Origin of the sequence: Singulisphaera photorubra (assembly GCF_045290345.1) — a bacterium.
In the GTDB taxonomy this organism is placed as follows: domain Bacteria; phylum Planctomycetota; class Planctomycetia; order Isosphaerales; family Isosphaeraceae; genus Singulisphaera.
In genome coordinates this window covers 5,929,773-5,949,181 of record NZ_CP155447.1, presented here as the reverse complement: position 1 = coordinate 5,949,181, position 19,409 = coordinate 5,929,773, and the positions used below count along the sequence as shown (strand labels likewise).

At 60.7% G+C, this 19,409-nt stretch carries 15 protein-coding genes, 1 tRNA gene and 1 pseudogene; 11 read left to right on the top strand and 6 right to left on the bottom strand.

Annotated features, from left to right (window positions below):
* The first annotated feature begins 46 nt into the window (after positions 1–46).
* The 5 genes from V5E97_RS22475 to V5E97_RS22455 all read left to right on the top strand — a co-directional run bounded on the left by V5E97_RS22475 (position 47) and on the right by V5E97_RS22455 (position 9,626).
* On the top strand, positions 47–2,071 hold the full coding sequence (locus V5E97_RS22475; protein ID WP_406693775.1) for a PQQ-dependent sugar dehydrogenase: 2,025 nt from the start codon (positions 47–49) through the stop codon (positions 2,069–2,071).
* Between the two features lie 492 nt (positions 2,072–2,563).
* The gene (locus V5E97_RS22470) at positions 2,564–3,844 is read left to right on the top strand and encodes a threonine/serine exporter family protein (RefSeq protein ID WP_406693774.1); all 1,281 of its coding nucleotides are present in this window, start codon (positions 2,564–2,566) and stop codon (positions 3,842–3,844) included.
* Positions 3,845–4,468: 624 nt separating this feature from the next.
* On the top strand, positions 4,469–4,909 hold the full coding sequence (locus tag V5E97_RS22465) for a TetR family transcriptional regulator C-terminal domain-containing protein (protein WP_406693773.1): 441 nt from the start codon (positions 4,469–4,471) through the stop codon (positions 4,907–4,909).
* 132 nt (positions 4,910–5,041) lie between these two features.
* Positions 5,042–8,311: an efflux RND transporter permease subunit gene (locus tag V5E97_RS22460; RefSeq protein ID WP_406693772.1), complete on the top strand. Its 3,270-nt coding sequence runs from the start codon at positions 5,042–5,044 to the stop codon at positions 8,309–8,311.
* A 4-nt stretch (positions 8,312–8,315) separates the two neighbouring features.
* Complete coding sequence (locus V5E97_RS22455) at positions 8,316–9,626, top strand: efflux RND transporter periplasmic adaptor subunit (RefSeq protein ID WP_406693771.1); 1,311 nt, start codon at positions 8,316–8,318, stop codon at positions 9,624–9,626.
* A gap of 168 nt (positions 9,627–9,794) precedes the next feature.
* Here the strand turns inward: V5E97_RS22455 and V5E97_RS22450 are convergent, their stop codons facing one another.
* The 3 genes and pseudogenes from V5E97_RS22450 to V5E97_RS22440 form a co-directional block, all read right to left on the bottom strand.
* The gene (locus tag V5E97_RS22450; protein ID WP_406693770.1) at positions 9,795–10,100 is read right to left on the bottom strand and encodes a hypothetical protein; all 306 of its coding nucleotides are present in this window, start codon (positions 10,098–10,100) and stop codon (positions 9,795–9,797) included.
* A 611-nt stretch (positions 10,101–10,711) separates the two neighbouring features.
* Positions 10,712–11,394, bottom strand: a pseudogene (locus V5E97_RS22445) (glycerophosphodiester phosphodiesterase).
* Between the two features lie 526 nt (positions 11,395–11,920).
* Complete coding sequence (locus V5E97_RS22440) at positions 11,921–12,940, bottom strand: hypothetical protein (protein WP_406693769.1); 1,020 nt, start codon at positions 12,938–12,940, stop codon at positions 11,921–11,923.
* 343 nt (positions 12,941–13,283) lie between these two features.
* Here V5E97_RS22440 and V5E97_RS22435 point away from each other — a divergent pair, with 343 nt between their 5' ends.
* The 3 genes from V5E97_RS22435 to V5E97_RS22425 all read left to right on the top strand — a co-directional run bounded on the left by V5E97_RS22435 (position 13,284) and on the right by V5E97_RS22425 (position 15,122).
* Positions 13,284–13,556 (top strand): hypothetical protein, encoded by a 273-nt coding sequence (locus tag V5E97_RS22435; protein WP_406693768.1) that lies wholly within the window; start codon positions 13,284–13,286, stop codon positions 13,554–13,556.
* Between the two features lie 186 nt (positions 13,557–13,742).
* Positions 13,743–14,114: an ArsR/SmtB family transcription factor gene (locus V5E97_RS22430; protein ID WP_406693767.1), complete on the top strand. Its 372-nt coding sequence runs from the start codon at positions 13,743–13,745 to the stop codon at positions 14,112–14,114.
* Positions 14,115–15,122, top strand: coding sequence for an SRPBCC family protein (locus V5E97_RS22425; RefSeq protein WP_406693766.1), 1,008 nt, complete (start codon positions 14,115–14,117; stop codon positions 15,120–15,122).
* An 80-nt stretch (positions 15,123–15,202) separates the two neighbouring features.
* On the opposite strand, the gene V5E97_RS22420 is transcribed toward V5E97_RS22425, so the two are convergent.
* A tRNA-Pro gene (locus V5E97_RS22420) sits at positions 15,203–15,277 on the bottom strand.
* 84 nt (positions 15,278–15,361) lie between these two features.
* On the opposite strand from V5E97_RS22420, the gene pyrF reads away from it, so the two are divergent.
* Together pyrF and V5E97_RS22410 are read left to right on the top strand one after the other, a co-directional pair.
* The gene (pyrF, locus tag V5E97_RS22415) at positions 15,362–16,309 is read left to right on the top strand and encodes an orotidine-5'-phosphate decarboxylase (protein ID WP_406693765.1); all 948 of its coding nucleotides are present in this window, start codon (positions 15,362–15,364) and stop codon (positions 16,307–16,309) included.
* A gap of 272 nt (positions 16,310–16,581) precedes the next feature.
* On the top strand, positions 16,582–17,439 hold the full coding sequence (locus V5E97_RS22410) for a sugar phosphate isomerase/epimerase family protein (protein ID WP_406693764.1): 858 nt from the start codon (positions 16,582–16,584) through the stop codon (positions 17,437–17,439).
* Positions 17,440–17,475: 36 nt separating this feature from the next.
* Here V5E97_RS22410 and V5E97_RS22405 read toward each other — a convergent pair whose 3' ends face one another.
* Positions 17,476–18,201 carry an SIR2 family NAD-dependent protein deacylase gene (locus V5E97_RS22405; RefSeq protein WP_406693763.1) on the bottom strand — a complete coding sequence of 242 codons (726 nt, stop codon included), beginning with the start codon at positions 18,199–18,201 and terminating at the stop codon, positions 17,476–17,478.
* A gap of 3 nt (positions 18,202–18,204) precedes the next feature.
* Complete coding sequence (locus V5E97_RS22400; protein ID WP_406693762.1) at positions 18,205–18,444, bottom strand: hypothetical protein; 240 nt, start codon at positions 18,442–18,444, stop codon at positions 18,205–18,207.
* Positions 18,445–18,956: 512 nt separating this feature from the next.
* On the opposite strand from V5E97_RS22400, the gene V5E97_RS22395 reads away from it, so the two are divergent.
* The gene (locus V5E97_RS22395; RefSeq protein ID WP_406693760.1) at positions 18,957–19,388 is read left to right on the top strand and encodes a hypothetical protein; all 432 of its coding nucleotides are present in this window, start codon (positions 18,957–18,959) and stop codon (positions 19,386–19,388) included.
* Positions 19,389–19,409 lie beyond the last annotated feature (21 nt).

Below are 19,409 nucleotides of genomic sequence, written 5' to 3'. Positions count from 1 at the left end.
GTGCGGCACCACGGTGAGGTGCCCCCGAGTCACAGGAGTGCTCGCAATGAGGCAGTTGCTGTTAGGTCTGGCTTGGGTGGTGGGCGGCGCGGTTTCTCAGGCGGGGGCTCAGACGCCGCCGAAGACCGTGGTGACGGGCCTGACGAACCCGGAGTCGGTGGCGTTGAACAGTAAAGGGCAGGTCTTCGTCTCGGTCATCGGCGAGCCCGGCCGCGACGGTGACGGCGCCGTTTTGAAGATCGAGCAGGGCAAGGCTGTACCGTTCGCCTCGGGTTTCGATGACCCGAAGGGGCTGGTTGCCCATCAAGAATCGCTCTTTTTGGCTGACAAGACTCGGGTCTGGCGGATCGATGGAAAGGGCAAAGCGACGGTCTTCGCCCCCGCTTCGGCGTTTCCCACGCCCCCGCTCTTTCTCAACGACCTGGCCGTCGACGTGGAGAGCGGCACTCTCTATGTCAGCGACTCGGGCGACCGCAAAGGGGGGGGCGGAGCGGTCTACCGGATCTCACCGAAGGGGGCCGTGAGCCAGGTTCTGGACAAGAAGCAGTTTCCGGAGCTCCATACGCCGAATGGCTTACTGCTTGATGGGGCGTCGCATCTTCTCCTCGCCGATTTCGGCACGGGTGTACTCTCTCGGATCAAGCTGGCCGATCACTCGGTCGAGAGGCTCGCCGACGGCTTGGGGGCTGCTGACGGGCTCGCCTGGGACCAGTTCGGTCGCCTCTTCGTGAGCGACTGGAAGGGCGGTCGCGTGTTCGTCATCGCACGGCCGGGCGCCAAGCCCGTGCTTCTGGCCCAGGGACTCAAGAATGCGGCCGACCTCACGGTCGAGTCCGCCACCAAGCAGCTCCTGGTTCCCGACATGGGTGGGGGCACGGTCGTCGCGGTACCGATCACCGTCCCTGGTGCTGAGGTCAACGAAGAACCGCTTCCGTTGAAAACCGTCGTGGCCTTTCCTGACTTGCAATGGACCGGTTGGAAGGGAGAGACCGAGGACGGCCTGGCCCACACCTTGCGGCCCATCGTGCTGACGTATGCCGCCGATGGCTCGAACCGTGTCTTCGTCGCGACCCAGCACGGTGTAATCCACAGTTTCCCCAACGATCAGAAGGCGACCCAGACAACCGTCTTCCTCGATATTCAGGACCGGGTCTCCTACAAGGACGAAACTAACGAAGAAGGCTTCCTGGGACTCGCCTTCCACCCTCGGTTCAAGGAAAACGGATATTTTTACGTTTTCTACACGCCGAAGGCCGAGAAGTTGACGAACATCGTCTCGCGGTTCCAGGTCCGCAAGGATGACCCCACTCAGGCTGACCCGGCCTCCGAGCTGGAAATCATTCGTTTTGAGAAACCGTATTGGAACCACGACGGGGGAACCATCGTCTTCGGGCCTGACGGCTTCCTCTACGTCACCCACGGAGACGGAGGCGCCGGCAACGACCCCCACAAGAACGGCCAGAATCTCGGGGCGCTGCTCGGCAAGGTGCTCCGCATTGATGTCGACCACAAGGAAGGCGGCAAGAACTACGCGATCCCCAAGGACAATCCGTTCGTCGGCCGTGCCGACACCCGGCCCGAGATCTGGGCGTATGGCATTCGCAACATCTGGCGTATGGCCTTCGACCCGAAGACCGGCTGGCTCTGGGCGGGTGAAGTCGGTCAGAACCTCTGGGAAGAAATCGACATCATCACCAAGGGAGGCAACTATGGTTGGAGCCTCCGTGAGTCGCTCCATCCGTTCGGAGTCAACGGCGTCGGCCCCCGGCCCGAGTTGATCGACCCGATCTGGGAGTACTACCATCACGACACGGGCAAGTCGATCACCGGTGGCACCGTCTACCGTGGCTCTCGTCTGCCGGAACTCGATGGAGCCTACCTGTACGCCGACTACGTGACGGGACGTCTTTGGGCCCTGCGCTATGACGAAGCCCAGCGCCGCGTCGTCGAGAACCGCCCCATCCCGTCTCGCGACCTGCCCGTCCTGTCGTTCGGCCAGGACGAGCAGGGGGAGGTCTACTTCCTGACCACCACCGTGACCGGCCAGGGAATCTATCGGTTCAGTAAGTGACAAGACGATGATGTTCAGGCGGCCGAGGCCAGCCGGGCCGACTTGCCGGTTGGCCTGATTCCTGTCCGTTCACCTGTGAAGGCTGGCTTGATCGTTTACTGTTCAGAGGGTGGGGAGGAAGTCATCGATTCAGAGATCCCGGCCCTCTGGAAAAACGATTGCGACTTGACCTCGCTCTGAACGACTTCCCAACCCCGTGGGATCATCACTCTCGCAGGATGATCCCACGGGCGTGTTCTCACTCGCGATCCAAAGGCGGGCGGATGAACACGAAGGTCCGATGGCGGACACAACCCTCCGTTCGCAAGTGGGGGGAGTGAGGCGGACGTGCCCGGACGCGAATCGGCAATTCTCCCGCGGACTGCGCTGAGAGTTGCGGTGCCTGATCGCGTGCTATGGTACTTACGACTGGGCTTCTCGGGTGAAGGCGGGCGCCCCGTCGGATGATTGTCCGCGATAACCTTACATGTTGATGAGCAGAGAGCGAGATCCATGAGTGTCACTTCGCCCTCGGCAACCCCGAATCAGGATGCTGCCGCCGCGTCGTCCCAGGCGGCGGACGAGGAACTGATCCTCGCTCTGGGTCGAGCCTTACACCAGGTCGGACAGCCAGCGCATCGCCTCGAATCGACGCTGGGCCGGGTGGCGGACCGGCTGGAACTTGAGCTCCAGGCCTTCAGCCTGCCGACCGGGCTGTTGATCAGCTTCGAGCGGCCCGGCGAAGGCGCGACGACAACCCGGCTGCTTCGCCTGCCGCCGCGACCGACGAATCTGGAGTGCTTGCGGAGGCTGTCAATCGAGTCGGAGACGCTGGCCTGCGGGCGGTTCGCTCCGCGCGAGGCGATTGAGCGGATCAAGGAGTTGATGAACGACTCCAGGCGTTGGGGACCGGTAGCCTCGGTGCTGGGTTTTCTGCTCAGTGCGTCGGCCTTCTCGGTCTTCTTCGGAGGGGGGCTGCGCGAGCTCTCGGTGGCGACGGTGCTGGGACTCGCCGTGGGCCTGGTCGCCCTCGCGTTCGGCAATTCGCGGTCGTTGAGCCGGCGTTTCGAACTGACTGCCGCGGCGGTCGCGGGGTTCATCGCCGCTCTGTCCGACGCCTACATCGGGCACTACGTGCATTGGATTCCGCTGGCCTCGGGCCTGGTGATCTTGCTTCCCGGGCTCAGTCTGGTCGATTCGATTGAGGAACTCGCCAACGGCCATCTCGCCTCGGGCGCATCTCGGATGGCGGGGGTCGGGATTGTATTTCTCGCCTTGATTTTCGGGGTGCTCATGGGGGTCGAACTCGTCGGGCTGATCGCGGAAGAGGTCCAGCCCGGGGGGGCGATTCCGCTGCCCTGGTGGGCGAAGCTCCTGGCCCTGCCGGTCGTGGCGCTGGGCTCGACGTTTCGCTTCCAGGCGAGGCTCGCGGACATGCCCTGGATCCTCCTCGGCTCGGCCGTCGCCTTCGGGGCTTCTCGCGCTGGGACGCGTCTGGGCAATCCGCTCCTCGGGCCATTTATGGGCGCCCTGGTGCTGGGCATGGTGGCCAACCTCTACGCACGATGGTACGAACCCACCCCGCAGTTGCTCATCGTGCCGGGCCTGGCTCTGCTCGTCCCAGGCTCGTTCGGACTCCGCAGCCTCGACTCGCTCCTCTCGGGGGCGACGGTCACGGGCCTCGAGCAGGGCTTTCAGATGTTCATGATGACCATCGCCCTCGTTGCCGGCCTCCTCTTCAGCAACTCGATGGTGGCCTCGGAGGTGAACCCGCGGCAGACCGCCGGTCCGTAACGAGGCAGGCGCGACCGGCCCCCGATCCGACTTGATTGGCCTTGCTGGGGGCCTGGTGCCAATCCCTTGCCGACGTTGAGCCGCTACGAGGCTGCGGCTGCCGTCGCGGAGGTCCTGTCTGTCGAGCGCAGGTCGGAGCTGAGCCCAATTGTCAGCTTCCGTCCTCGCATTCAAGATGCCCCTCATCCTTGCATGGAACGGGTCGATGGTTGCATTTGTGCTGGGGCGTTCCACGCCTTTGATACGGAACGGCTTGGGCTTAAATCTCGAAGGCTTCATCGTCGCTTCTTACTCGGCTTACCCCCTTGTATGTTCTTTTTGCTCGGCGATCATGTCGACGTTTTATGACTGTTTTGACGGGAAAACCAGACTTTTTTCGAGTTTGAGAACGCCACCCCCTCTTGACTAGTTGACCGACCAGTCTAGTATTGGCGACATGAGCGCCATGCGAACCAACCGACCGCCTGTCGCGACCCGGACGGCCTTGATCAATGCGGGAACGCAGTTGATCTTGGAGAAGGGGTACAACAACTGTGGTCTGGAGGAGATTCTCAGGGAAGCGAAGGTTCACAAGGTTCGTTCTATCACTTCTTCAAGAGCAAGGAAGACTTCGGGCTTCAAGTGGTGGCCGAATACGCCGCGATGCGGATGGCGGCTCTTGACGAGCAACTGAATAACCTTGATGCCAGACCGCTGGCCCGGTTACGTCGGTTCTTCGAGTTGTCGGCCCTTCGGCATCAGTCACTGGGGTATCGGAGAGGCTGTCTCTTCGGCAACCTGGGTCAGGAGCTGGCCGATCAAAGTGAGGTTTTCCGGACTCGGCTTGAAGCGGTACTGTCTGAATACCGGGCCAAGATTGCTCGATGTTTCTGCGAGGCCCAGCGGGTTGGCGACTTGCGTGCCGACCTCGACGCGGACCAACTGGCCGGGTTCTGCCTGAACAGTTGGGAAGGGGCCATCCTCCGCATGAAGGTCGCCAAGAGCTATGAGCCTCTTGACGACTTCCTCTTCGTGATGTTCGAGACTGTTCTGAAGAACAGCCCTCCCTCGGACACACGGCCCTGACACGGGGCCTCGGGCAACGTCCCTGGTCCTGACCCTGATCCTCAGTCTCAACGCCCACCCTCGGCCTGAGCGGCCCAACAGCGCGGTGTGTCAGAGCGCGTTTGCCGCTTCCTCAGGAAGGTTTCGCTCCCCATGTGGATCGTACGTCTCGCCTTGCGACGACCGTATACGTTTGTGGTGATGTCGCTCTTGATCGCCGTGCTCAGCGGTGTGACGCTCCTGCGCATGCCGATTGACATCTTCCCGGAGATCAACATCCCGGTCGTTGCCGTGGTCTGGACCTACCCCGGCATGTCGCCCGACGATATGGAGAAGCGGATCGTCACGATTCACGAGCGGGCGATGACGACCACGGTCAACGACATCGAGCACATCGAGTCGCAGAGCCTGGCCGGCGTGAGCGTGATCAAGGTCTTCTTCCAGCCCGGGGCGAAGATCGAGGCGGCGGTCGCCCAGGTCAACGCGATCAGTAACGCGGTTCTTCGCGTCCTCCCGCCGGGGATCACGCCCCCCTTCATCATCCGCTTCAGCGCATCGAACGTCCCCATCCTCCAGGTGGGCGTCGGCGGAGACGGCCTCTCGGAGCAGCAGCTCTACGACATGGGCCAGAACTTCATCCGGACGAGGCTGGCGACGGTCCAAGGGGCGCAGATCCCGTTGCCGTTGGGGGGCAAGCCCCGCCAGGTCATGGTCGACCTCGACCCGGAGGCGCTCTATGCGAACAACCTCTCCCCGTCTGACATCTCGCTCGCGATCAACGCGCAGAACCTGATCTTGCCCGCCGGCAACGCCAAGATCGGACCTCGTGATTACCAGGTCCAGCTCAACAGCAGTCCTGACGTGCTCGAGGCTCTCAACGACCTGCCGATCCGCCACGTCGGGGGCGCGACGATCCATATCAGGGACGTCGCCCAGGTCCGTGACGGGGCGGCCGTTCAGTCGAATATCGTCGTCAAGGACGGCCAGCGCGGTAGCTTGCTCACCATCCTCAAGGCGGGGGGGGCGTCCACACTCGATATCGTCGCCCGGGTCAAGGCCGCGATGCCCTTGATCAAGGCGAGCTTACCCGATGCGCTCAAGATCGACTTTCTGTTCGACCAGTCGATTTTCGTCCGCCACTCGATCGAGGGGGTCTTGCATGAGGCGGCGATCGCGGCCGTGCTCACGGGGCTGATGATCCTCCTTTTCTTGGGGAGTTGGCGGAGCACCTTGATCGTCACGATCTCGATTCCGCTGTCGATCATGATCTCGATCCTGATTCTGGCGGCACTCGGGCACACGATCAACACGATGACCTTGGGCGGACTGGCGCTGGCGGTCGGGATCCTCGTGGACGACGCGACGGTCGAGATCGAGAACATCCATCGCAACCTGGCGATGGGGAAGCCGTTGAAACGGGCGATCCTTGATGGGGCCGAGCAGATCGCCGTCCCTGCCTTCGTCTCGACCCTGGCGATCTGCATCGTGTTCATTCCCGTGACCTTCCTGTCAGGGGCGGCTCAGTCGCTGTTCACTCCGTTGGGAATGGCGGTCGCCTTCGCCATGATGGCGTCTTACTTCCTGTCGCGTACACTTGTTCCGACGATGATCAACGGAATGCTTGGCAAGGAGGTTGAGCTCTACCGTCAGAACGCCCACGAACTCGAGGAGGAAGGGATCCACGTCGAGTACACGCCCGAGCTCGACGCGTTCGGTCAGCCCAAGCCGCCGGCCAAAGGGGATATCTTCTGGCGGATTCACCGCGCGTTCAACCATCAGTTCGAGAAGGTCCGCGGCCTCTACACCCGGATGCTGGACTGGGCACTGAGCCATCGCGCTTTGGTCTGCCTGGGCTTCGCGTCATTCGTCGGGGGCACCTCGCTCTTGTTCAGCGAGTTGGGACAGGACTTTTTTCCGACGGTGGACGCCGGCCAGATCCGGATGCACATCCGGGCTCCGTCCGGGACCCGACTGGAAGAGACCGAGAAGCTGTTCACTCGGGTCGAGGAGGTGGTTCGCAAGCTGATCCCGCCGCATGAAGTGGCCACAATCTTGAGCAACATCGGCCTCCCCGCCAACGGGATCAATCTGGCCTTTGGCGACTCGGCCACGGTGGGCTCGGCGGACGGAGAAATGCTGATCGCGCTTCATGAACATCATGGATCGACTCCTGCGTATCTCGCCAAGCTCCGAAAAGTTCTCAGCCACGATTTTCCCGAGGCCACCTTCTTTTTCCAGCCGGCCGATATCGTGGGGCAGATTCTCAACTTTGGGCTGGCCGCGCCGATCGATATTCAGATCAGCGGGATCCGCCGCGACGAAAACTACAAGGTCGCTCGCGCGATCGAGAAGGAGGTCGCCAAGATCCCGGGGGCCGTGGATGTCCACCTGCACCAGATTGTCGACGCCCCCAAACTCCAGGTGAACGTTGACCGGACGCGGGCCGATCAGGTGGGCCTGACCCAGCGCGATGTCGCCAATAGCCTGCTCGTCTCCCTCAGCTCGAGCGGGCAGGTCGCCCCCAATTACTGGATCGACCCCAAGAACGGAGTCAACTATCCGGTCGCCGTTCAGACACCCCAGCGCTTGATCGACTCGATTGAAGCCTTGAACAACACTCCGATCATTGCTCCCGGGGCCTCGGCGACCTCGGCCCAGCTTCTCATCAACGTCGCGGATGTCGATCGTGGCGTGACGGCGGCCGTGGTGAACCATTACAACGTCCAGCCTGTCTTCGACGTGTACGCCAGCGTGCAAGGGCGCGACCTGGGGGGCGTTGCGGCCGACCTCGAGAAGGTGATCGAGAAGATCGCGGGTCCGGTCGACCCCACGACCGGGATCCGGACGAAGCTACCCAAAGGCTCGAACCTGATCCTTCGCGGTCAGGTGGAGAGCATGAAGTCGTCGTTCAAGGGGCTGGCGTTCGGGCTGGTCTTCGCGGTCTTGCTTGTTTACCTGCTGATGGTTGTGAACTTTCAATCCTGGCTCGACCCATTCATTATCCTCTGGGCGTTGCCGGGGGCCGTCGCCGGGATCATCTGGATGCTCTACGCAACCCAGACAACGATCAACGTCCCCTCGCTCATGGGGGCGATTATGTGTATCGGTGTCGCGACGGCCAACAGCATCTTGATGGTGACTTTCGCCAACGGCCGGCGTCTCCAGGGCGACGACGCCCGCACTGCGGCATTGGCCGCGGGGCGGACCCGGTTCCGTCCCGTCTTGATGACTGCACTGGCGATGATCATCGGCATGCTGCCGATGTCCCTGGGCATGGGTGAAGGGGGTGAGCAGAATGCCCCGCTCGGCCGAGCGGTCATCGGGGGCCTGAGTGTGGCGACCCTGGCCACCTTGTTCTTCGTCCCGGTCATTTACAGTTTACTTCGGCGCAAGCCCCCCATCATTCAGACTGACGAGGATTGAACCCATGACCACGGTGAACCTCATACCCGACCAGGCGCATCCGGGCGTTGGTGTCCCTTCCGAGCCATCCAGGTCCGCCCGGCCCTGGAGGTCCTTTTTCGCTTTCGTCGGTTTGCTAGTCCTTTGCGGAGGGGTGTTAGGCGCCCTCTTTGTCGTCGGCCGACTGCCCCGGCTGGAGCAACGGGCCGCCCTCCATGCTGAGACGGCCGAGTCGATCGCGAGCCGCCCTCGCGTCCAGATTTCGGTCCCCTTCCACCGAGATAAGCCCGCCGACCTGACTCTTCCCGGTGAGATTCGAGCGTTTCAAGATACTAATATTTTTGCTCGTACAGATGGGTACGTTAAGCGCTACCTGGTGGATATCGGCGACAAGGTCGAGGCGGGGGCGCTGCTGGCCGAGATCGACACCCCCGAGCTCGACCAGGAGTTGAAGCAGGCCCAGGCGCTTCTTGCTCAAGCCCAGGCCAATCGCCAGCTTGCGGAATCGCGCCTCGAACTGGCTGGGCTCACCCTCAGGCGTTCCCAGCAACTCAACAGTCGAGGGGCCGAGACCCGGCAAGTTCTCGACGAATACACGGCCGAGTTCAAGGTGGCGGAGGCCACCCTCCTGACCGCCGCGGCCGACATCGAGGCCAAGGCCGCCAATGCCAACCGGCTGGCTGAGCTCCAAAAATTCCAGAAGGTGCTGGCGCCCTACCGCGGTGTCATCACCGAGCGAAACATCGACAATGGCGCACTCATTCGCTCGGGTTCAACCCAGTCGCTTTACCGGATCGCACAGACCGACAAGCTCAAGGTTTATGTCAACGTACCCCAGGCGAACGCGATTGGCATCAAAGCAGGCCAGCCTGCCGAGGTCCTGGTGCGTGAACAGGCCAACCGGAAATTCGTCGGCAAAGTGACGCGAACTTCCGGGGCGATCGAGACCCGATCAAGAACGTTGCTCACCGAGGTGGTCCTCCCCAATGAGAAGGGCGAACTCTACGCGGGCATGTATGTGAAAGTCCGATTCGACGATGCGGGGGGCCTTCCGTTGCTCATCCCGGCCACCACGCTTGTGATCAACACCCTCGGCACCCGCGTCGCGATTGTGGGCCCAGGTGATGCGTTGCACTACCAGGAAGTCCAGCTCGGGCGCGACTATGGGCAAGACGTCGAGATCCTCCAGGGGCTCTCGGGCAACGAACGGCTGATTCTGAACCCAACCGAGAATCTGATCGAAGGCGTTAAGGTCGATCCGACCGAGTCGACAGTGAAGACCGCCTCGGCGGCTGGGCCCGGCGCGACCCTCTCCGGGGCCGTGGCTCGGCACTGAACCGGTGGATTGACGATTGAGAGGGAATGACCACGCGTCCGGCCGTCGTTCGATGTGGCGGTCGGTTCGATTCTGAAAGGTGCGTTGAGGGCCGGGGAAAGCGTTCCGCATCCGCTCGGCCATCGAGCGAATGCGGTGCGGTTTCGGTCGGGCTGTCGGTAAGCTGAGTTAACTTGTTTTGGCTTCCATCCCTTCGTAGGCGTTCACAACCTCGGCCACGGCGACCGTGAAGGCTCGGATAATCGTTCCCGCCGGAAGGCTCGCTCGGTACTGCTGGAAGTCGGCGTTCGCGTCGTCCCAATCGGTGAAGACGAGCGCAAAGTCGGACAGGTGGGCGAGTGTGCCGATGGGACTGGTGTACCATTCGGCCGGGTCATTGAGCGTGGTGTCATCCAGGACGGTCGGGATCTTTCCGTCTGGGGTGACGACCGCGTAGAACTCGAAACGGCCGTCGAGGTCTCCGAAATCCGTCATCGTCATGCCTCCCTCTCTTTGATCGTTGATCCTCTCTAATGAGAGAGAATCAAGCAGTCTCTCATAATCTTGCCGTTTTTGCACGGAACGGGAGCGAAGAATGAGTAAGCCCGCCCGTTTTGCCGTCCGGCGAAGTGGTGGGATTCTCGCCTCGACTGAAGCCCCCCGGAGAAATGGCGGTTGCCCCTCCATAATCCCGCAAAACGTCGTTGACCAGAAGCGACGCGTTGAGACAGGCCGGGGCCGCAAGCGACTGCATTGTAATTATCGTTGATGGGTATTTTTTAGTGATTGTTTGTGAATGGTTTTGAGGTTGGAAGATACGAGTGGGCTGTGGTTTTGCATTGAATCAATAGGTCGAATGCGTGGCTGCATCATTGTGCCGGCCGGAAGCCGTCGGCGGCATGGGGTAGGGGCCGTGGGGATCAGCAATTCCGGCTGAGGATGAGCCCCGGCAAGTTCAAGGCATTGACCTCGGCCTCGGTGGTGCTGTGCCGAACTGGCTCGGCTCCACGCGATGGCGATGGAAAGGGAGAGGGACCCCAGCCCATTGGTCCGAGGTCCCTTTTGATTGCCACGCTTCACGAAACGAGGTCGTCGCGACGCTCGAATTACTCGCTCTTGGCTTTCCAAGTTTGAATGGCAATGGGAATGTCGCTGCAAATGGCGTCGACACCAAGGCCAACGGCGAGATGGTAATCTTGCAGGTTATGCCCCGGCCAGCCGTTCACGCGCAGGCCTGCTTTCTGGGCTTCGCGCACCGCGGCTCGGGATGTTCCCTCCATTTTGCAGCCGATCCGAGTCGCACCCAAGCTCTTGGCCTGCTTGATGAATTCCGGAGTGCATGGCCCGCCTGTGATCAGCAACAGATCCGCATTGGAATCCAGGCCTTTGACGATTTTGAGAGGTCGTTCGTCAAACGAGGTGAATACATAAAACGAGCCTTTCGGCTGTCGGGCCTGAACGGTGGCATGCAGTTTCCGGCAATATTCCTCCAGCCGTGCGTCCGGGTAGAGCGCTTTATTGCCGGTTTTCATTTCCAACTCGATGTAAATCCCGGGCTTGTCGGCGAAATAGGTCAGAAGCTCGTCCAGAAAGAGAAAGCGTTGACCTTTCTTCTTCGTCTTGATTTCCGCAACTCGGCCGCGGTTTTGTGTTCCACGGCTCCTGTCGCGTTGTGAGTCCGGTCGAGGCTGTCATCGTGCAGAATGACCAGTTCGCCATCTTTGGTCATGCGGACATCGGTCTCGAACCCACGTAACCCTTTGTCATAACAGGCCCGAAAGCCCTCCATCGTGTTTTCTTCGAACTCGAAGGCTCCCCCTCGGTGAGCGTACAGAAGACCTTTTTCCTGCGCCGCCACGGGAGCAACAGCCCCGAACATCCAGGCCGTCACCAGGAGGAACGTTCCCCACACTTGAGATCTCATTCGACTGCATTCTCCTTGGGTTCGTGCGTCGTGGACTGATCCTGAGCCAATCTGCCATTCTCGAAGGAAAGGCACCAAGAGGTTGTAGCGGCGCGAACGGTCGGCTTGCAAGACAGCGGTCGCGTCCCCTGTACCCAGACCCATAATTCCGGCCTGACCAAGGAGACGCTGTTTGCCATGGAGAACGCCTGACGTGCCGGCTGTGCGTTTTCGAAAGCAGGGATGAAATCGACAAGATCCCACTCACGGTTGCCAGGGCGACTGTGAGTGGGATCAGTTTTTTCAACATCGATCCGCGACCGAGCGAAAAAACCGATGATTCTTGCCGTTTCCGCACCGGGTTTGCAGTAGCACGGCCGGCCCGGCCGTAATTCCCACTTGGTTCGGAGTTCTACTTCACCAGTCGCCAGCCGGTTGAATCGGTGATCAGACCGGTGTGGCCTTTGTGGCGGTCATAGGCCTTGTGCATTTCCTCAATGGTATCGAAGTAGCCCACAATGTGGGCCGCGCTGAAGGCGTCGCCGGCCTTCACGGGCTTGCCGTGGACCTCCTCGATCATGACGATGATCCCACCAGGACGCTGACTGCACCACGCCTCGTAGACGACCGAGGGGTCAAGTGTCAGGCCTGCGAGCCAGGGGCCGTCTTTGCCCGTCTCCTTGTCTTTCAGGTGGTAGGCACGGATGAAATGGTCCGGCGTTCGGTGGGTGTCGCGACGGTAGCCGAATTTCAGGTCGGGGGGGAACGGAGTGAAGAACTCGGCGGCCGGAATCCGAACCCCTTTGGGACCGCTCAGATAGCTGAGGTAGACCTCGCTGAATGTGTCGCCCTTCTCGTGGCGGATACAGCCCGGCGTGTCGTTGCGCAGGAACATCTCGTCCGAGCTATTCACAGATTCAATGCGATCTGAGAGGAGAAAGTACCGTTCCCCCTTGGGAAAAACGATCAACTGGGTCCACCGCGCCCCTGGCTTTCGGCCGGGGGCAGCGTACTCGAAGTTGTAGGTCGTCTTCACCGCGACGAAGTCGTTGCCACGGATGACCTCGGGTCGGACGGGCTTCATCCGGTGACAGAGTTGGGGACCCTCGATCATCCGCTTACGCTGGCTGCTGCCGTGGGCCATCAAGGCATACGATCGGCGTTCGGGGTCGGTCTCATTGTCGTACCAGAAGTAGCGTCCGACGCCGTTTCCGTCCGGCGCAATGACATGATCACTCCATGCTTCATCGCTGCCGACCTCCATGAGCCAATCGACGACCATCAGGCCGTCGCCGACTTCGCGGAAGCCTGTGGCCTTGTCGAGGAACGAGCCCTTCTCGATGCCGGTCATCCATTGCTTCGGATGATTCTTGGGAATGACGGCTTCAAGCTGGTCGGTCTCGACCTTGATGGCTCGGTCACACGCGCCCACCCAGCATCCTTTGCCGGCTGGGCCAGGGCTGGATCGGCACCCGCCATTGCGATGAGCAAGCCCAAGGGCAAATGGGCGGCGAACGCTTTGAGAAGTCTCATGAGGAGTCCTCGAAGTGAAGGGTCCGGGGCGGACCATTGGCCGGAATGCTGGGGATGAGCGCCGGTACGGTTCCCCGACCGCCTCATCCGGAGTCGCATTTGAATCGAGCCGATGACTCGACTCAAGCAGGTACCGCCTCGGATCGCGATCCACCGGCGCAAGCGAGCCTTGCGGTGGAGTCGTATCGTCGCGGATCGAACGCGCGGGTGACGTTCACCCCAGGCTCAAACAGGATGGATCAATGATGGCTTATGACATGCGGGGTAAAGTGCAACCGCTTCGCTGGTTTTGGAGAATGTATAAAAATATAGGTTGGTTTGCTTGTGTCGAGTTGTGGGCAGCGATGCTAAGGTGGTTTCGTTCGGGCGGATCTCTTCAGAAAGCCATGGAAAACTGTGACTTTCTGTTGAGTTGGGGCGACAAGACGGCGATTGAACTTTTTCTCCGGGAATTTCAGGGTTGGGATGCTGGTTTGCGGTTGATTCTGGCACCTTCCAACCTTGCAGGTGTTTGAACCGGAAGTCTGAATTCACCGGGCAGTGAAGTGCGAGTGAGTGGAAATAAGGTATGTATGTGCGACGAAAGTCGGGCATTTTGCCGAAGCTTTTCGACAAGCTGGCACTCAAAGACCTGATTCACCTTGACTATCGGCCGAGCACGACGTACTTTAACAATCAGTTAACTAACCATCTGGTAAACAATGATGATCGACCCCCTGAGCATTACATTCGCTGCAATTGCCGATCCAACTCGGCGGGCGATTCTGGTTCGCCTTTCCAGAGGCGAAGCGGCCGTGAAAGAGCTGGCCATGCCGTTCAACATGACTCTTCCCGCGATTTCCAAGCACTTGAAGGTGCTCGAAAAAGCCGGCCTCATCGAGCGTTCGCGCGATGCCCAATTACGACCGTGCAAGCTACGAGCCAAGCCGTTGAAGGAAGCCGCTTCCTGGATCGACCATTACCGCACATTCTGGGAAGAGAGTTTCGATCGACTCGACGATTACTTCAAGGAACTGCAATCCGAACCGGATGCTAAACCCACTTCATCCCCACGCAAGAAAATGAGTCGCTGAATGCCCGCCGATCATCAAATGTCACAGGCCAATCTTGATAACCCCGTAGAGATCATCATCTGCCGGACTTTTGCCGCGCCGCGAGAGTTGGTTTGGATGGTGTGGACTGATCCCAATCACGTCGGTCGCTGGTGGGGACCAGCAGGTTTCACCACCACAACGCATTCGATGGATTTCCGACCGGGCGGGTCTTGGCGTTACACGATGCACGGTCCCGATGGTCGTGATTATGGAAATCGCGTCGAATACATCGAAATTGACAAGCCTTCGCGACTCATCTACACGCTCGGCGGCGAGGGCAGTGATGAATCCGTTAGCTTTCGAACCGAGGTTGTCCTTGAGTGTGTCGGCGAGAACGGTCGTGGTACGAAAGTCACAATGCGGTCGATCTTTCCAACTGCGGAAGCACGTGACTTCGTCATTAATGACCATGGAGCGGTGGAGGGCGGCAAGCAACATTTGGCGAATCTGGAGGACTACCTCGCAAGCATGTCGGCTGGCGATGACCACGAACCACCTTTCTCAATCAGCCACGTCTTCAACGCGTCACGAGAGAAGGTCTGGGAGGCATGGACAGAGCAAGAGCATCTGCTGCAATGGTTTGGTCCGAAGGGATCGACGATGCTGCACGCGACTATGGACCTTCGCGTCGGTGGCATGTTCCACTACTGCATGAGCCATCCGAATGGCATGGAGATGTGGGGCCGCTGGGTCTTTCGAACCATCAATCGACCCGACAAGCTCGATTTCATCAGCAGCTTCTCGAACGCCAGCGGCGAAATTACTCCTGCACCGTTTCAGGGACTCGACAACTTCCCGCCGGAGACGTGGACCACCGTTACGCTCGTTGAACACGCAGGCAAAAGCAGGGGAACACTCGTCACCATCGAAGCTCGACCGTTCAACGGCACCATAGTCCAACGCGACTTCTTCACCGCTTTTCACAACTCCATGCGTCAGGGCTGGACGGGCACCATGCAGCAACTCTCAGAGTTTTTCGGCGATTGATTTCGCGTTGGCATCACGCCCGGATCGAAATAAAAAAACGGGACGAACTGAACTCAAAAGTTCAATTCGTCCCGTCAAAGTCGGGGCGGCGGGATTTGAACCCACGACCTCTAGACCCCCAGTCTAGCGCGCTAGCCAAACTGCGCTACGCCCCGAATTTTTGCAGACGACTGCGTGTTGAGACGGTATTATAGGAGGAGGAACGGATCTGTCAATGCAGTCCTGAGAGGAATTACGTCGTGCACTTCGCGGATCGCTTGAATGCAGCCGTAAAGCGAGTGGGAACCCCGATCTGTGTGGGGATCGATCCGCGGCCCGAGGACCTGCCACCTCAGTTTCTCGACAACTTTCCTGGTGATCGGCCGGGGGTGGCGGAGTCGCTCCGTGTGTTTGGGGACGGAGTTGTCGATGTGGTCGCTCCGCTGGTGCCGATCGTCAAATTTCAGGCGGCGTTCTATGAGGCGTATGGACCCGAAGGCGTGGCGGCACTTCACGCCACCGCCCAATACGCTCAGAGCAAAGGACTTCTCGTCCTGATCGATGGGAAGCGGAATGACATTGGCTCCACGGCCGACGCCTATGCCCGCGCCTACCTCGGCAAAGTTCCCGTGGGCGAGCAGTTTGAACCTTCGTGGCACGCCGACGGCCTCACGGTCAATCCGTACCTCGGGAGCGATGGAATCTCACCGTTCGTCAAGGTGGCCGCGCGCGAGGGGAAAGGTCTCTACGTCCTCGTCCGGACGAGTAACGCCTCGGCCGGTGAGTTTCAGGACCTGATCGCTGATGGCAAGGCGATCTACCAGCATGTCGCCGCGCGCTTGGCTCAATGGGCCGAGCCGTATCGAGGGGCGTCGGGTTACAGTCTGCTCGGCGCGGTCGTGGGCGCAACCTATCCGGACCAACTCGCCGAGCTTCGGGCGACTCTGCCCGGGATTCCGTTCTTGGTGCCAGGCTACGGCACTCAGGGAGGCTCTTCCAAAGACGTCGCCCCCGCATTCGATGCCGACGGCCTCGGCGCGATTATCAATAACTCGCGCGGACTCACCTACGCCTACAGTCGGCCCGCCGCTCACGCCAAGCATGGCGCGAATTGGCAAGCGGCCATCGAAGCGGCCGTCCTCGACATGCTCGAAGACCTTGCCGCGAATACGAATGCGGGCAAGCTTCGCACGCAGGCCGCGGAATGAGTGACGACCGTCACCCCGGAAAACCGGCGGGGGAGTGATTCCCGGTTTGAGGCAACAAGGGCGGCCCAGGCGGGCCGCCGGTGCTCGGGGCGGACGGCTTGCATTGGGATGGCGGTGGGTGGGGCTTCGCCCGAGGATTGGGGAAGGTTACGATAAGGTGGTCCGTTCATATTCGCCGTGAGACATAGGTGTGTCTTGTTCCTGTGTGACAAGCTCACCTTGAAATCGGATCGCTCGTATTTCTCCATTTCTGTGGATCGAGGACGAGACCCATGCCGCTCGTGATGTTCTCGAAGATGCTGCAAGAGTTTTCGGTCGGCGAAGCCGCGCAGCGGATCAAGGCGCTTGGGTTCGACGGGGTGGATTTGACCGTTCGACCTAAAGGGCATGTTGAGCCCGCGACGGTGGGAAAGGACCTGCCGGCGGCTGTCGCGGCGATTCACGCCCAAGGGTTGGACGTGCCGATGGCGAGCACGGCGATCACGCGGGCGACCGATCCTCATGCCGAGGCGACTGTCGAGGCGGCGGCCAGGCAAGGGATCCGGCTGCTCAAACTGGGCTACTGGAACGTCCCCAAAGGGAAACTCCGCGAGTCGATCGAGCAGGCGAAGCATCAGCTTGATGGGCTGGAACGACTCGCCGAATCATACAAGATCACGTTCGGGATCCACAACCATAGCGGACCCGGTTACGTGAATTGCCAACCGGCGGTGGTTGCGAGCTTACTCCGCGACCGTGACCCGAGCCGGATCGCCGCCTACTTCGACCCTGGTCATGCGGCCGTGGAAGGGGGAAGCGGAGGCTGGCGGCAGAACCTCGAGTTGCTTGCCCCTCAAATTCGGCTCGTCGCAATCAAGGATTTCGGCTGGAAGTCGGAACCGGGGAAGGTCAAGGCGGTTTGGCAGGCTCAACAGGTCCCGCTTCGCGATGGCTTGGTCGCCTGGCCTGAGGTGTTCGATGCGCTCAGGCAGGCCAAGTTCGAGGGGCCGATCTCGCTCCATAGTGAATACAAAGGACCCCATAGCTGGCGCGACTTGACCACACCCGAACTCATCGAGCAGACCGCGGCCGATCTCGCGTTCGTCAAAGCGCTCATGGCCGCGGCGGTGAAGCCGGCGAGTCCCGGTTGACCGAGAAATGATCTTGGACTTCGGCCGGAGGCTCGATCAGAGGAGATCGGCGAGGATGGGGAGGATTTCCGCGGCCTTGCCCTGGAGGGCGATGTCAACCGTGGCGCTGATGGGGGTGGGTTCGAGATTGATTTCGATCACGGCACCCCCTCCGTTCTGGGCCGTGCCCACGAGGCCGGCGGCGGGATAGACGACCGCACTGGTGCCGATGACGAGAAGCAGAGGGGCGCGGCGGACGGCAGTCTCGGCGGCCTCCCACATCGCGGGCGGGAGCGACTCACCAAACCAGACGACGCCTGGCCGGAGGAGTTGGCCGCAATCGTGACAGCGGGGCAGGGGAGGGAGCGTCTCTCCTGAGCGGTCGAAGGTTCGCGAGCAGCCGGTGCAGCGGACTTCGAAGAGGTTGCCGTGGAGCTCGATGACGTCGCGGCTACCGGCCCGCTGATGGAGTCGATCCACGTTTTGCGTCACGAGCGTCAGGCTGGTCAATCGGCGCGAAAATTCCGCGAGTGCCCGATGTCCCGGGTTGGGCTCGGCCTGTGTGACCAGTTCGCGGCGCCAGTTGTAGAACTCCCAGACGAGTTCGGGGTTGGCCGCGAACGCTTGCGGCGTGGCCAGACTCATCGGGTCACGCCCGTTCCAGAGACCTCCGAGCCCGCGAAACGTCGGGATCCCGCTCTCGGCCGAGACCCCCGCGCCGGTCAAGACCGTCACCCGTCCCGCCTTGGCCAAGAGGCTCGCGACTGTCTCGAGATCATTCATCGCTCAGAACTCGGGTAGGGTGCCCCGCTTGACACCCCGAGCGACCATGAGCGCCCCCGTGCCGAGCAGGGTGAAGGGCATGCCCATCATGAACAGGACACTCCAGTTGTACCCGTTCTTCATGTTGGCCACCTCGCTCGGTTGAGCGGCAACCGCCTCCTTGCAATTCGGACATGCCGAAAGGTCGGCGGAAAGCCCCAAGACCAGGACGAGGACCGGTAGAACCCTACCTAGCTGTCGCATCCGGCGGCTCCCTGACAAGGTCTGTCATTTACCCATTCAGAAAAACTCAAACTGGTAAAGACTTACGTATTCTAAACGGACGGTTCCCCCTGGTCAATTCCACGGCCCAGAGCGTCGGTGGCTTCGGAACGCCCATAAAATAAAGCAACGCTCCGCGACTGGGTGCGAATCGCGATGGATTTCCGGCCCGGGCAACGGCAAGCCCACCCGTGGCGGAAACTGCAAGAACCATCGGTACTTTCGCTCTGGTGCGGAACGTCGAATATAAAACGGCCCTGCGAGGCAGGATCCATTGCACGTTCCCAGGCCCGAAGCGGATCGGAATAAGAACAACCTTGAGGGAAGGGAGTCCCTTGAGGGTTTTTTGGGGTAATCGATTAACTCTATCGGAATGATAGAGTTGAATTGGAGATCGTGCGAAGTTCGTCCTGTAGTACGGTCGATCTTATCAATGTCGGCCTTCGTTTCCGAGGGACGTCTACGTGAACATCCTGTTGTGAGGGATCGCGTCGATGAATGCCAAACTTCTTGCGGGTTTCTTGCTGGCGGTGATGGCGATTGGTGCGGCGCCCGAGTCGAACGGCGACCTGCCCAGGCTCCAAGGGCGTTGGGAAACGAAGGTCGGGCTTCGCAAGGCGACGGTCGTCTCGATTGAGATCAAAGGGAATGCGGTCGTGGCTACGATCGCGACGCCGCAAGGGCGGAAGATCCAGGCGGACGGGGAGTTGAAGATTGATGAGACGACGACGCCCAAGGCGTTGGACTGGGTGAAGTTCACCACGCTTGACGGTGAGGAGGTGCCCGAGATGCACGCGATCTATCGCCTTGAAGAGGGGCGGCTTTATATCAGAAGTGGTGGGTTCAACGACCACCGCCCAACCGGATTCGATCCCGGCGAAGGCGTCTGGGCGAACGTCCTGGTTTTCGAGCGACCGGCGAACTGACAAGAATGTGGTGGGAACGAG

Bases quoted from the DNA above. Each gene is read 5' to 3' on its own strand.
- V5E97_RS22475 (WP_406693775.1), top strand. From the start codon at position 47: ATGAGGCAGTTGCTGTTAGGTCTGGCTTGGGTGGTGGGCGGCGCGGTT.
- V5E97_RS22470 (WP_406693774.1), top strand. From the start codon at position 2,564: ATGAGTGTCACTTCGCCCTCGGCAACCCCGAATCAGGATGCTGCCGCC.
- V5E97_RS22460 (WP_406693772.1), top strand. From the start codon at position 5,042: ATGTGGATCGTACGTCTCGCCTTGCGACGACCGTATACGTTTGTGGTG.
- V5E97_RS22455 (WP_406693771.1), top strand. From the start codon at position 8,316: ATGACCACGGTGAACCTCATACCCGACCAGGCGCATCCGGGCGTTGGT.
- V5E97_RS22450 (WP_406693770.1), bottom strand. From the start codon at position 10,100: ATGACGGATTTCGGAGACCTCGACGGCCGTTTCGAGTTCTACGCGGTC.
- V5E97_RS22435 (WP_406693768.1), top strand. From the start codon at position 13,284: ATGATGGCTTATGACATGCGGGGTAAAGTGCAACCGCTTCGCTGGTTT.
- V5E97_RS22430 (WP_406693767.1), top strand. From the start codon at position 13,743: ATGATGATCGACCCCCTGAGCATTACATTCGCTGCAATTGCCGATCCA.
- V5E97_RS22425 (WP_406693766.1), top strand. From the start codon at position 14,115: ATGCCCGCCGATCATCAAATGTCACAGGCCAATCTTGATAACCCCGTA.
- V5E97_RS22410 (WP_406693764.1), top strand. From the start codon at position 16,582: ATGCCGCTCGTGATGTTCTCGAAGATGCTGCAAGAGTTTTCGGTCGGC.
- V5E97_RS22405 (WP_406693763.1), bottom strand. From the start codon at position 18,201: ATGAATGATCTCGAGACAGTCGCGAGCCTCTTGGCCAAGGCGGGACGG.
- V5E97_RS22400 (WP_406693762.1), bottom strand. From the start codon at position 18,444: ATGCGACAGCTAGGTAGGGTTCTACCGGTCCTCGTCCTGGTCTTGGGG.
- V5E97_RS22395 (WP_406693760.1), top strand. From the start codon at position 18,957: ATGAATGCCAAACTTCTTGCGGGTTTCTTGCTGGCGGTGATGGCGATT.